Here is a 13,768-nt window from a genome sequence, read left to right as displayed (position 1 = left end):
AGGGATAGGAGCGGCATCCTTTTGATGGTTTGTCGATGTGTTTCTTTTTAGGATAATGCTCTTAACCATCAAAAGATATAGCGGATAGCCCGGCCTGAAGGGGCGCGCCCAAATAAAAAACCCACTCAATGAGCGGGTTTAATATGTTATAAGGAACTTTTATTGTTATGCCAACATCGTTACCGGATTCTCAAGATAAATTCTCAACGTTTGCAAGAATTGTGCTCCTGTAGCACCGTCAACAGTTCTGTGGTCACATGCTAAGGTTAGCGTCATGGTGTTTCCAACTACAATCTGACCGTTTCTTACTACCGGTTTTTCTTCTATCGCTCCTACGGATAGGATAGCCGAATTTGGCTGGTTGATGATAGAGGTGAACGATTGAATGCCAAACATACCCAAATTAGAAACCGTAAACGTACTGCCGTCCATTTCGGCCGGAGTCAGTTTTTTGTTTTTGGCTTTACCCGCTAAATCTTTTACAGCAGCTCCAATTTGTGACAAGCTCATTTGGTCGGTAAAGTTCAATACCGGAACTACCAGACCGTCTTCAACGGCAACAGCAACACCAATATTAACATGGTGGTTGATAATCATCGCATCTTCTCTCCATTGTGAATTCACTTGTGGATGCTTTTTAAGTGCCATAGCACAAGCTTTTACGACCATATCATTAAATGATACTTTCGTATCCGGTACGGTATTGATAACCGCACGAGATTTCATCGCTTCGTCCATCGCTACTTCTATGGTTAAGTAGTAGTGTGGTGCAGTAAATTTAGATTCTGCCAAGCGACGTGCAATGGTTTTACGCATTTGCGAGTTTTTGATTTCTTCGCTGAATTTTTCTCCCGCAGGGACAAATGGTTTAACAGAAGTTGTTGGTTGTTGGTTGTCAGTTGTCGGTTGGGATACTTGGCTTGGTGCAGCTGCAACTGAAGGAGTAAAGTTTTCTACATCACTTTTGGTGATACGGCCGTTTTCTCCTGAACCTTTTACCTGAGACAAGTTGATTCCTTTGTCCTTAGCAATTTGTTTGGCTAATGGAGAAGCAAAAATTCTTCCACCATCCGCTGTTTGAGTGGTTTCGGTAACCGGTGCAGTTGTTACTGCTTGTTCTGTTGCTGCCGGAGTCGCCGCTGGAGCAACGCCACCTTTTTTATAATTTTCGGCTATGCCGTTAATGTCTGTTCCTGCCGGACCGATGATCGCTAATACGCTGTCTACCGGTGCCGATTGTCCTTCGTTGATTCCTATGAATAATAAAGTACCGGCGTTGAAAGATTCGAATTCCATGGTCGCTTTATCGGTTTCGATTTCGGCTAAAATATCGCCTTCTTTCACTTCGTCACCTACTTTTTTCAACCAAGTGGCTACGGTACCTTCGGTCATGGTATCACTTAAACGAGGCATGGTTACTACAACCACTCCTTTTGGTAAAGTTGTCGGTTGACTGTTATCGGTTGTCGGCTGGGTTTCAGCTTGAGCCGGGGCTGCTGCTTTTGCTTCAGCAGTTGCAGGAGTTGAATTACCTCCCGAAATTAACCCTGAAATATCTTCCCCTTCTTTACCGATAATGGCTAAAAGCGAATCTACTGCTGCCGTTTCACCTTCTTTGATTCCGATGTATAATAAAGTCCCGGCATTGAACGACTCAAATTCCATGGTCGCTTTATCGGTTTCGATTTCTGCTAAAATATCGCCTTCTTTTACTGCGTCACCTACTTTTTTCAACCAAGTAGCAACGGTTCCTTCTGTCATCGTGTCGCTCAAACGCGGCATAGTGATTTTTGTTGCCATAATTATAGTCTGTGAGGGATGAAAGGATAATTTTCTTGTTCGTAAACCACGTCATACAATTGTTGTGCTTCCGGGAAAGGAGATTCTTCGGCGAATGTTGCACACTCTTCTACTAAATCTTTCACTCTTTCGTCTATCACTTCAATTTCTGCATCAGTAGCGTACTTTTTCTCTTTGATGACATCCAAAACTTGGGTGATTGGGTCAATTTTTTTGTATTCTTCCACTTCTTCTTTTGAGCGGTATAATTGCGCATCCGACATAGAGTGCCCTCTGTAGCGGTAAGTTTTCATTTCTAAGAAGGTTGGTCCGTCTCCGCGACGTGCTCTTTCCATGGCTTCGTGCATGGCTTCCGCTACTTTTACCGGATTCATTCCATCAACCGGTCCACATGGCATTTCGTAGCCTAAACCTAGTTTCCAAATGTCGGTGTGGTTGGCTGTTCTTTCTACAGAAGTTCCCATGGCATATCCATTGTTTTCACAAATGAATACAACCGGTAATTTCCATAACATGGCCATGTTGAAAGCTTCGTGTAACGAACCTTGACGTGCGGCACCATCCCCAAAATAGGTTAGGGTAACCCCTCCGGTTTCGAAATATTTATCGGCGAAAGCCATACCGGCACCCACAGGAATCTGAGCTCCTACGATACCATGACCACCATAAAATCCGTGTTCTTTAGAAAAGATGTGCATCGATCCACCCATTCCTTTGGATGTTCCCGTTACTTTTCCTAAAAGTTCAGCCATTACTTTTCTTGGGTCAACACCCATTCCGATTGGTTGAACGTGATTACGATAGGCAGTAATCATTTTGTCTTTTCCACCTAAGTTCATAGCGTGCAATGCACCGGCTAAAACAGCTTCCTGACCATTATATAAGTGAAGAAATCCTCTAACTTTTTGTTGAATATAAAGTGCGGCAAGTTTGTCTTCAAACTTTCTCCAAAACAGCATGTCTTCATACCATTTTAAATAAACTTCTCTGGTTACTTCTTTCATTTGTTACTTTTGCTAAAGCGTTATTAAGTTCTAAATATGATTCAACGCAAAATAGTTCACTCACACACAAATTTGCGAAAGGCAAAAGTAAAACATTCCCCGTAAGAAGTAAAATTTAAAGGCAGTAATTTTTACCTTTTTATAAGAAGTTTTTATCGAAGCTTAAAGGCAATAAATTTTTGATGGAATCCGATTTGTAAACCTCACCGCTTTCTCCCATAAAATAGATTTCGATTGGGGAATCTTGTTTGAATTCGTATTCAGAAATGGACTGTCTACAAGCACCACAAGGAGGAATTGGGGATTTGGTTTCGTTGGTATCAGAAGCTGCTGTAACCGCTAATTTTACAATCTTGGCCTCCGGATAAATAGCACCGCTTTGAAAAATTGCCACCCTTTCGGCACAAAGACCGGATGGATAAGCAGCGTTTTCCTGATTGGAACCTAAAACAATTTTTCCGTTATCCAAAAGCAATGCGGCTCCGACTCTGAATTTGGAGTAAGGGGCATAAGCTTTTTTTCTGATTTCGACAGCTTGTTGCATTAACGATTGTACTTCTTGTGGAAGCTCTTCGGTAGATTGGAAAACAGTAAATGAGGTGTTGATGTTTATTTGTTTCATTCGAATTAAATAATTGTTTTTTTATTGGAAAATGGAATAACCATTAGATGTTTTTAATTTATCTCAATTTCTATTTTAATGGTTATTTCATTCGGAAGAATAATTTATTTCATTAATGAGGAAAAAAAATCCAAACTTCAAAGGAGAAATTTGGATGTTGTATTTATTATTGATTAGCTATTAATATTCTTCGTATTTATCGCCAAAGCTAAACGTCAAGGAGAAACGCAAGGTGTTTTCCAGCGGGTTTTTTACTTTCGAAGCGGAGAATAAATAAGACACATCTACTTTGACTACATTGTATTTAAATCCGGCACCCAGTGAGAAAAATTTTCTGGCTCCTTTTTCCGGGCTTTCATTGAAATAACCCAATCGCATCGCAAAGGAATCTTGGTATAAATATTCGGCACCAACAGAATAGGTAAACTCTTGTAGTTCTTCGCTAAATCCACCCGGGGCATCATTGAATGATTTGAAAATACCGGAAACCCAGTTTACTTTGTTGTATTCGGCATTGTTTTGATCTCTTAACGCTAATTCTTCTGGAGTGGTTACTAATCCGTCTCCGTCTAAGTCTGCACTTTGCGGTGTTGGCACCAAAAGTTTGGCCAATTCAACACTAACAGATACTTTGTTGTATTCGTCAAAGATAAAATCATATCCACCGCCTAATCTCATATTAGCCGGAAGGAAGTTGGCACTGTTTTCGTCATCTTGTCCGGCGTCGTAATTAATTTTCGGCCCCAAGTTTTGAAAGTTGAATCCCAATCTCAAACGGCCGTTAAAATCTGACAAAGCGGTTTCTTCTCCTTGATAAAAACCGGCAATGTCAAAGGCAAATGTACTTGCTGGTTTGGCATCGCCGCCTGATTCAGTTGGGAATCTTAATTGAGAGCGTATGTATCGTCCGGCTACGGACATGGCAAATCTTTCGCTCAGTTTCAAAGCGTAAGAACCGTCTAAAGCCAATTCGTTAGGTTTTACAATTTGAGCAGGATCGTCAGCTTCTCTTCTAAACTCGATTTCGCCTAATCCAAAATAACGCAAACTAAAGGCAAAAGCACTTCTTCCATCTTCACCAAAACGGTTATAATAAGTGGCTTGACCTAGGGATATATCATTAACTAAATCAGTTAAATAGGGAGTATAACTGGCAGTGAAGCCTTGTTTGTCTAGAGAAAAAGCATATTTCGCGGGATTCCATTGTTGGGAAAAAGCATCGGCAGAAGTAGCAACTCCTTGGTCTGCCATACCGGCGGCACGGGCATCGGCGGCTACTAATAAAAAGGGAACTCCTGTTGTAATAACACGACTGTCTTGTTGGGCTTTTATCGATTGTATGGTGGTAAATAGTATAAAAAGGACTGCAATTTTTTTCATCTTCATTTTAATAAAAGTTAACAAATATAGTATTTTCCTAAAGGATTACAAGTTTTTCTATTTTTTCTGCTTTTTTATTCGATAAAGTGGATTTTACGGTCAATTTATAGACATAAACCCCTTTACCAATTCGGTCGCCAAAGTCATCTTTTCCATCCCAGGTTATATCCCTGCAAAGGAAACCATCCGTGGTTACGGTTTGGTTTTTAGACCAAACAATTTTTCCGGTAACGGTCATCACCTGTACTTGTACTTCTAAAGGTTCAAATGGTCTGTTGTGTGAAAACCAAAACTCGGTATAGCTCACAAACGGATTCGGATAATTCAAGACATTATTGATGGCTACACTTTCATCACCAATTACAATAAACTGAATTTCGGCGGTAATCGGATTGTTATAAACATCCCATGCTTTGAAAGTTATAGTATGTAAACCTGGCGCCAAATTTCGATAGGGGAAATAAACCCTGCCTTTGGTATAATCATCCAATTCGGTTTCGTAATAGTCATTCATGATGTAAGGATTACTTTCATCGCCATCAAGAATTCCAACTATATCATGACCGATACCGCTGGCCGTATTAATGCCATTGGCGTCTTCTAAGATGGCTAATAAAAAAGGAGAAGCATTGGTAATTCCTCCATTTACGAAAGTCTCGTCATTCATGTACAATCTTACAGTTGGTCCGATGTTGTCTACTGCGGCATTGGGATTGATTCCGCCAATTTTAATGTCGGTATTGTATCCTGTTTTGTCTAATAATATTTGATTGCGTTTGCTGTAGAAACTTACTCTTCCATAATCAAGCGGAATTCTGATGTCTCTGGGCACCACGAATCCAAACTCAAACTGACCGTTATTGATAGAAGCATTGCCTCTGAAAATAGTTTCGCCCAATGCTGTAAACGGCATGGTGGTGGCTAAAGGGCCGGTTTCGGAAACCATAGCATCCGAACCGTCATTTCTGAGGGTATTCACCGTAATGGTTTTGTCAAAAATATTGATCGACAATTCGCCGTTGTAGGATGATAAAAGGTTGTTGTTTTGGTCTAAGACTTCTCCGGATAGTTTCATGTAGGACAACGCTTTGAAATCTTCTATTGGTCCTGTTATGGGCATGTCGTTGACTTTTGTCAGTACAATTTTTGGTTTTGGAATGGCCAGCATTAAGGCCGGATCTCCTAAATAAAAAACGATATTGGTAGCCGAATTTGGTCCGGTGTTTTTGGCCAAACGCAAAGCTTCAGCTATCGATGTGTATTGGTTACTACCGTAGGCAAATAAATATTGGGCCAAAACATCATTGAAATATTGTGCCGTTGATTGACCAATAGAACGAACGGTAGTAATCATTGAAATTGCTCCGCCTCTCGGGTTCCAAAATGTATATTCACCGGCCGTTGGGCGATATGGATTGTCAAACCTTGAAAAGTCACAGGTGATGGTTATGAACAACGGGTACTTGTAGCGATTGGATAAATTTTGACCGTCTGATTTTTCCCAAATACGTTCTTCTGAGAGTCCGTCTTCCCCACCATGTCCCAAATAATTAAATACCAGCGCCCCTTTTTCAAAGGCGGCAAAAATATCTTCTCTGGCTTTCGGATAGCGTTTTCCTCCGGCAGAAGTTTCCTGAACATAGGAGTCTAAAAGAATTTTGTTGGTGTTGATGAACGGTTTTTCCAATGCGATACGGTCGGCGAGTCTGTTTTGGTAAAATTGTAATTGTCGGTCACTGGGTTGGTCAAAATTGGGGTCGTCCCCAATGGCAACGTAAATATTTCTCCAACTGCCGTAGGATTTCAAGTCATGGTATTCAATCACTTTGTTGACCATTTCTTCGGCTTGTTGGGTTGAGCTGACAATCATTCTTCCCACCGCGATATCGATACCGCCAAAATCGTAACCAATGCTCAAGGTTCCGTTTAAAGGGAAAATACCGAAATCCAATCGGCCTTCATCCGGTGACATCATTCCAAAGAAGTCATCGGAAGTAAATGAGGACTCAGATTCGGTAAAGCCATTTAGGCCTTGATAAGTGGGGACGATATTGGTGTTGTTAGGAATTCGGTCTTTGTAATCATAAGAACCATCGCCAAAAAGGTTTAAGTATTTTACCCTATTGCTGGTAGATGAGGCGTTATCGTAAACGTATTTTACAAAATTCCTGATAGCACTGATGTCTTGCTTTCCGGAAGAGAATTCGGTATATATTTTTTCTAAATGGACTACCTTAACATTTAATCCCGAATAATTTCTGTGAAAATTGGCCAGTTTTTCTGCTTGCGTATTGAGGTCTTTTGGCGTTACAATTAAATAGTCAATGTCCTGAAACTGTCCTTGAGCATTATTGAATATGGTTCCTTTTAGGTTTTGATTTTCCACCTTAGATTTAGATTCTTTAGAAGGAGAAAGAAAATCGTTGTTATCGATGGCAATGTATTTTCTGATTTCGCCAAGGTCGGATTTAAATGAGAAAGAACTTTGGGTTGTATTTTCGACTTTGGCTACATTGTAAATATCTGTAATGTCCCATACCTGACTAATGCCGGATGCATTTGTAATTTGGTATTCTCCTATTCCGGTTAGTGAATTGGCTTGGTCGTATTGGAATCGGAATTGTTTTCCATAACCTTGTAAATTTCTCTTGGCTTTGATGTTTATAAAATCCAAGTATCCTTTTGAGCCCGGAACGCCACCGTTGTCATAGGTGATTTTAACACTCACGTTTTCGGAGGAAACCGTAACATTGTTGGTTAAAATACCCACTAAGATTTTGGTGCTGCTCGAAGGGTTTAGGGCGGCCAGATTGATATTGCCCACGAGTTGAGAATTGGCTTCTGCTTTAAAACTGGTGGGTGTAAAAGCAGCTGAACCGGCATGAACCGAAACCTGAATAGGGACGGAAGTCACTAAATTCGGAAAATTAAAGCTGAATTCTTGTTCATTGTCGATATTGAAATCTTCGCCAAACCAAATTCGGCCTAAACGAGTGAAATTGGTTTTCTCCGTTTCGTGAAATTGGTAATCGTCAAAAGTGGTAATGACCGTATTGGCACTTGCCGAAGGTTGAACTAAATCACCAATTCTTTTGCCGTTATCACTGCCGGTTGCGGTTACGTAATAATAAGCTTTTTCGGTATAGATATTTAAATTGGTTTTGTAGTCGTCATTCCAATTGTCTAAGCCTTCAGCATAAAAAAGGATATAGTCCTGGCTGTCAAAAAGGCCGTCGGTTTCTCCGATAAATTGAATGGCGTTCTCCTCTAAATCTATAGGATAGGCAGTAGAGTTTAGCAAAGGAAGCATTCTTCCGCCACTACCGTAAATTTTTATTTTTCTCGGGTCAACATTGGTGTCAAGGCCTAAACTGCGTAGGAAATTTTTGGTGATTTTGTAAACACCCGATTTTTCAACATAAAAGCGATACCAATTTCCGGAGCTTAGGACAGAATTTTGAATCGCATTTACACTGTTGGCGGTATTGCTATTTCTATTCGTTTGATTTTGTTGGATGCTATAACTGAAAGAGACTAATTTTTTAAAAGAACTTCCTTCCTTAATAATGGGAGAAACTGATAGTTGACCATAAAATTTATCACGTGCAACGTTCGTTTTAAATTTGTACTTAAAGGTAGTAGGAATATTTTTCTGGTCTAAATCTCCGAGTTGATTTTCGGTTATGGGTTCATAGACTAGATTTCTGATTTGGAAACTGTTTTCGTCAACAATTCCGGTCAGATTGAGAGTCAGAAGGTAATTTACAGTCTTAGTATAACTGTCAAACTGATAATTTTCAATATTGAATTGAGGAATGTTGAAGGAATAATCACCGTGAGAGAACCCTTTTTTATCGGTCCAATTTAAGGTGATGTTTCCTTGCTCTTGAGAAAAACCTATGAAGGTAATAAATAGCAATAAAACAGTAGTAATCTTTTTCATAGTATACAATAAACGCAAATTTCAACAAAATAGTATAAAAAAGTAAAAAATTTTTTTTTTTGGGACAAAATACAATAAAACTATTATTTTTGCGTTCTATATAAAATCCGTCAGTGAGGGCGGATTAAGTATTAATTTAAAAAAGATGTTGCAATTTAATGGTTAATTCTTATATTGCGGCTCTAAATTTTTACCTACTAAAAGTATGAAAGTAAACAAAATTATTGCTGTAAAATTATTGCTATCATTAGTGATAATGATTGGTTTTACTAGTTGTAGTAAAAAATCCGATTCTAAAGGCGGTTCAAAAGCTACTGGATGGAAAATCAACGATAAAAAAGGAGGTTTTCAGTATGCTTCAAAATTTAAAAAGCAAGCAACGGGTCCAGGTTTAGTTTTGGTTGAAGGAGGAACATTTACCATGGGTAAAGTTCAGGATGACGTTATGCACGATTGGAATAATACTCCAAATCAGCAACACGTGATGTCTTTCTACATGGATGAAACCGAAGTGACCAATATGATGTACATGGAGTACTTGGATTGGTTAAAAAGAGTTTTCCCACCAGATCAAGAAAATTACAAAAATATTTACGAAGGAGCTTCTCCTGATACTTTGGTATGGAGAAATCGTCTAGGATATAATGAAACCATGACCAACAATTACTTAAGACATCCGGCTTATGCTGAATATCCTGTAGTGGGTGTGAATTGGATTCAGGCTACTGAGTTTGCTATTTGGAGAACAGATCGTGTAAACGAGAAGATTTTAGAAGAGCAACGTTTTTTGAAAAAAGATGCTAAAGTAACTGATGTTGCTGCAGATAAAGTATTCAGTACAGAAGCATATTTAGCTTCACCATCAACTGCGATGGGAGGAGATACCAATATTGTATTGCAAAAAGGACAAAAAGCAGGTAAAGCTCCAAAAGGTGGCGGTGCTGCTCCAGCGGCCGGCGCTAATAATACAGCAGGAAATAGCCCTAAAAATGTATATGCACAAAGAAGTTCAGGTTTAATTTTACCTGAGTACAGATTGCCAACAGAAGCAGAGTGGGAATATGCTGCAGCAGCTGATGTAGGACAAAGAGAATACAATGCTTATAAAGGACAAAAGAAATACCCTTGGTCAGGAACCTACACACGTTCAGGAAAAAGACAAGTTAGAGGAGATCAATTGGCTAACTTCAAACAAGGAAAAGGAGATTACGGTGGAATCGCGGGTTGGTCTGATGACGGTGCAGATATCACTAACAAAGTTAAATCATATCCACCAAACGATTTCGGTTTGTACGATATGGCAGGAAACGTAGCCGAATGGGTTGCCGATGTTTACAGACCAATTGTTGATGATGAAGCCAATGACTTCAACTACTACAGAGGTAACGTTTATATGAAGAATAAAATCGGAGAAGACGGTAAAGTAGAATTGGTAACGGCTGAAACCCAAAAATTTGATACTTTATCTAACGGTAAAATTGTTTCAAGAAACTTCCCGGGTCAAATTGCTCAAGTGCCTGTTGATGAAAACGAAACTTACTTGAGACAAAACTTCGACAAATCTGATAACAGAAACTACCGTGATGGAGACAAACAATCTACCAGATATTTTAAATTCGGTAATTCTGAAGAAGGTGACGAAAAAGGAAAGTTAAGAGACGATCAAAGAATGTACGACTCACCAAGACATAATGTTTCTACGGATAGTTTAGGAAACATGGTTAAAAGATATGACAAGTCAAACAAAAGAACAACTTTGGTTAATGATGATGTTAGAGTTTACAAAGGAGGTTCTTGGAGAGACAGAGCTTATTGGTTAGATCCGGCTCAAAGAAGATACTTCCCGCAAGACATTGCTACAGACTACATCGGATTCAGATGTGCTATGTCGAGAGTTGGTCCAAAAGCTGACAAAAAGAAAAGACCTAGAAACTAATTTTAGTTTTATATAATACCAAAAAAGCCCTATTTTTAAGGGCTTTTTTATTTTAACACCATTCCAATGACGATTCAGCACATTCATGACTTATTTTTAAAGTGTTCCCAAGTTTCCATAGATACCCGAAAGATTGCGCCCAATGCGCTGTTTGTGGCTATCAAAGGGGATCGATTTGATGCCAATACTTTCGCTAAAGAAGCTTTGGAAAAAGGCGCTGCTTATGTTATAATTGATAACAAAGAGTATTACATCGATGACAGAACCATTTTGGTTGAAGACAGCTTAAAATTACTACAGGAATTAGCACAATACCATCGAAATTTTCTAAAACTTACCATAGTGGCATTGACCGGAAGTAATGGAAAAACAACCACTAAAGAACTTATTAATGCGGTTTTGTCTAAAAAGTTCAAAACAGTTGCTACTGTGGGTAATTTGAACAATCATATCGGAGTGCCTTTAACGCTTTTGTCTTTTACCAAGGACACAGAAATAGGCATTGTAGAAATGGGGGCAAATCATCAGAAAGAAATAGAATTCCTGTGTGAAATTGCCCAACCTGATTATGGATTTATCACCAATTTCGGTAAAGCCCATTTAGAGGGTTTTGGCGGGGTTGAGGGAGTTATTAAAGGCAAAAGCGAAATGTATGTTTATTTGAAAGCCCATGCCAAATCGGTTTTTGTCAATTTAGATGACGACCTTCAAAACAGCAAAACAACCGATATAAAGCGTTATGGTTTTAGTCAAAAAGACCGTGCCGCAGATGTTTTTATAGAAAGTGTTGTGGCTAATCCTTTTGTAAAAATTGATGCACTAGGTAAGACAATACATTCGCATTTAATTGGATTGTACAATGCAAATAACATTAGTGCCGCGATTACAATTGGCCATCACTTCGGAGTATCCTCTTCTGAAATTAAAGCAGCCATTGAGCATTATATTCCTGAAAATAACCGCTCACAGTTATTGGTTAAAGGCAGTAACGAAATTATTTTGGATGCTTATAATGCCAATCCGAGTAGCATGAAAGTGGCTTTGGATAATTTTATTCAATTAGACAAGCCTAACAAAGCAATTGTAATTGGCGATATGTATGAACTGGGATCAGAAAGCTTGTCAGAGCATAAATTTATTGTCGACTTCTTAGCCAAAGAGAGTTCTTTTGAATGTCATTTGGTAGGTAAAGATTTTTTTGCCAATGCTATAAAAAGCGAATGGCTTCACTTTTATTCCACCTTTGATGACTTCGCTAATTTTTTATCAGGGCATACTTTTAGTCAAAAAATTATTTTGATAAAAGGTTCTAGAGGGATGGCATTAGAACGCACTTTAGAATATATTTAAAACCTACAACTCTTCAAGAAATTGAGGTTTTTTTTTAATTAAAACTATAGTAGCCAGCTGTATAGCTACGAATATTTGCTTTAAAATACTTTTGAATTTCACTAAATTAGAAAGAGATGTTGATTTTAAGTTGAGTAATTGTTTTTATTTTTATAGATTATTAAATAATAAGGTGTGCTCTTGAGCTTTTTTTACGAGTTGAAAGGTCAAAAAGACACACTAGAGAATGACAGTTTTGCAGTTTCTATGAGATTAAACTTATTACTTAATGGTTAACTAATTTAATTTTAATTTATAAAAAATGATTAACACTACTTCAAGCAAGAAACTATTTGTTCTTATTTTTTCTGTGCTTTCCTTCATGGGGAATGCCCAAGTTGCCGGGACTCACTTTACTGTGACATTGGCAAACGTTACTTCAACTTCAAATACGATTGAATTTGATGTAATGCTTACAATTGATGGTACCGGAGATGCTGCAGCAGGTGTGAAACTTTCCGCAATGTCTGTTGGGGTTAATTATAATACTGCCATAGTTAACGGTGGGTCATTGACCTTGTCTTATGTAGGTGGAAAAAGTGCTTCTATTTCAGGATTAGTGAATAATACATTAAATGCTGCAACAGCCGGACATTTGCGAATTGGAGCAACGGCTTTGACAATAGATAATTCATTTGATGTTGTTAACGGCACTTACACTTTTGGAAGGTACAGAGTGACAAATACCGCCAACTGGACCTCTAACTCCAATGCGCAATTGTGGTTACAGCCCACCAACACCGGTGGAAGAACTAACACTGCTGTAAATGCATTCCCTTATGGTGCAACAACCGGAGCCTTATCCTATTCTTATAACTCAACATCACCGGCAGGTTCACCCGGTGTAACTTTGGGGTATACTCAGATTGCTCCCTTGACGGCTATGTTAAATACAGCATCTCAAGATTGTTCAACGGTGGGTACTCCGGTAGTGACAGATGTGACTTGTTTTGGTGGAACTAATGGCGCTGTTACAATAACAATGTCGGCTTTAACACCTAGTATTGCTGCAATTAGCTATACTTTGAATGGAGCTGCTCCACAAAATACAAATTTAGTTGCCGGAGCTTTTACGATTAGTGGTTTAAGTGTAGGAAGTTATAGTGTTGTTGTTTCAAATGCCGGTTGTCCGGATGTAACGGTACCATTTACGGTTGGAGGACCTACAAGTCCTTTATCAAATGTTACCAACCAATCAGCTTGCGATACTTTTACTTGGTCAGTTACAGGATTGACTTACACTTCTACCGGTACATATACAGGTACATCAACCAACTCAAACGGATGTACTGTTAATGAAACTTTGAACTTGACCATCACACCAAGTACTTCAAACAGTACTACTGCTTCGGCTTGTGATAGTTATACTTGGTCAGTAAACGGGACAACATATACGGCTTCTGGAACTTATACTTCTGTAGTAGGCTGTCATACTGAAACTTTGAACCTGACCATCACGCCAAGTACTTCAAATATCACTACCGCTTCGGCATGTGATACTTATACATGGTCAGTAAACGGGACAACTTATACGGCTTCGGGAACTTACACTTCGGTAGTAGGATGCCATACTGAGACTTTAAACTTGACTATTACGCAAAGCACTTCAAATACCACTACCGCTTCGGCATGTGATACTTATACGTGGTCAGTAAACGGGACAACATATACGACTTCGGGGACTTATACATCGG

The 13,768-nt window shown here is 39.0% G+C and carries 7 protein-coding genes and 1 pseudogene; 3 read left to right on the top strand and 5 right to left on the bottom strand.

Annotated features, from left to right (window positions below; translation table 11 throughout):
• Positions 1-165: 165 nt before the first annotated feature.
• The 5 genes from HA632_RS01835 to porU all read right to left on the bottom strand — a co-directional run bounded on the left by HA632_RS01835 (position 166) and on the right by porU (position 8,749).
• Positions 166-1,800 (bottom strand): 2-oxo acid dehydrogenase subunit E2, encoded by a 1,635-nt coding sequence (locus tag HA632_RS01835; RefSeq protein ID WP_176305542.1) that lies wholly within the window; start codon positions 1,798-1,800, stop codon positions 166-168.
• Positions 1,801-1,802: 2 nt separating this feature from the next.
• On the bottom strand, positions 1,803-2,804 hold the full coding sequence (gene pdhA / locus HA632_RS01830) for a pyruvate dehydrogenase (acetyl-transferring) E1 component subunit alpha (RefSeq protein ID WP_176305541.1): 1,002 nt from the start codon (positions 2,802-2,804) through the stop codon (positions 1,803-1,805).
• Between the two features lie 139 nt (positions 2,805-2,943).
• Positions 2,944-3,426 carry a cytidine deaminase gene (gene cdd, locus HA632_RS01825; RefSeq protein ID WP_176305540.1) on the bottom strand — a complete coding sequence of 161 codons (483 nt, stop codon included), beginning with the start codon at positions 3,424-3,426 and terminating at the stop codon, positions 2,944-2,946.
• A 180-nt stretch (positions 3,427-3,606) separates the two neighbouring features.
• Complete coding sequence (porV, locus tag HA632_RS01820) at positions 3,607-4,806, bottom strand: type IX secretion system outer membrane channel protein PorV (protein ID WP_176305539.1); 1,200 nt, start codon at positions 4,804-4,806, stop codon at positions 3,607-3,609.
• A 37-nt stretch (positions 4,807-4,843) separates the two neighbouring features.
• Positions 4,844-8,749, bottom strand: coding sequence for a type IX secretion system sortase PorU (gene porU, locus HA632_RS01815; RefSeq protein WP_176305538.1), 3,906 nt, complete (start codon positions 8,747-8,749; stop codon positions 4,844-4,846).
• Between the two features lie 205 nt (positions 8,750-8,954).
• Between porU and gldJ the strand changes: the two genes are divergently transcribed.
• From gldJ to HA632_RS01800, 3 genes and pseudogenes are all read left to right on the top strand, one after another.
• A complete protein-coding gene (gldJ, locus tag HA632_RS01810; protein ID WP_176305537.1) occupies positions 8,955-10,685 on the top strand; it encodes a gliding motility lipoprotein GldJ in 1,731 nt (576 codons plus the stop codon).
• Positions 10,686-10,751: 66 nt separating this feature from the next.
• Positions 10,752-12,035 (top strand): UDP-N-acetylmuramoyl-tripeptide--D-alanyl-D-alanine ligase, encoded by a 1,284-nt coding sequence (murF, locus tag HA632_RS01805; RefSeq protein ID WP_176305536.1) that lies wholly within the window; start codon positions 10,752-10,754, stop codon positions 12,033-12,035.
• A 301-nt stretch (positions 12,036-12,336) separates the two neighbouring features.
• A pseudogene (locus HA632_RS01800) lies at positions 12,337-13,768 on the top strand (hypothetical protein); the annotation flags it as partial.

Source organism: Flavobacterium sp. J49 (genome assembly GCF_011742145.1).
Classification (GTDB): Bacteria; Bacteroidota; Bacteroidia; order Flavobacteriales; family Flavobacteriaceae; genus Flavobacterium.
This window is presented reverse-complemented; position numbering and strand designations above follow the sequence as displayed.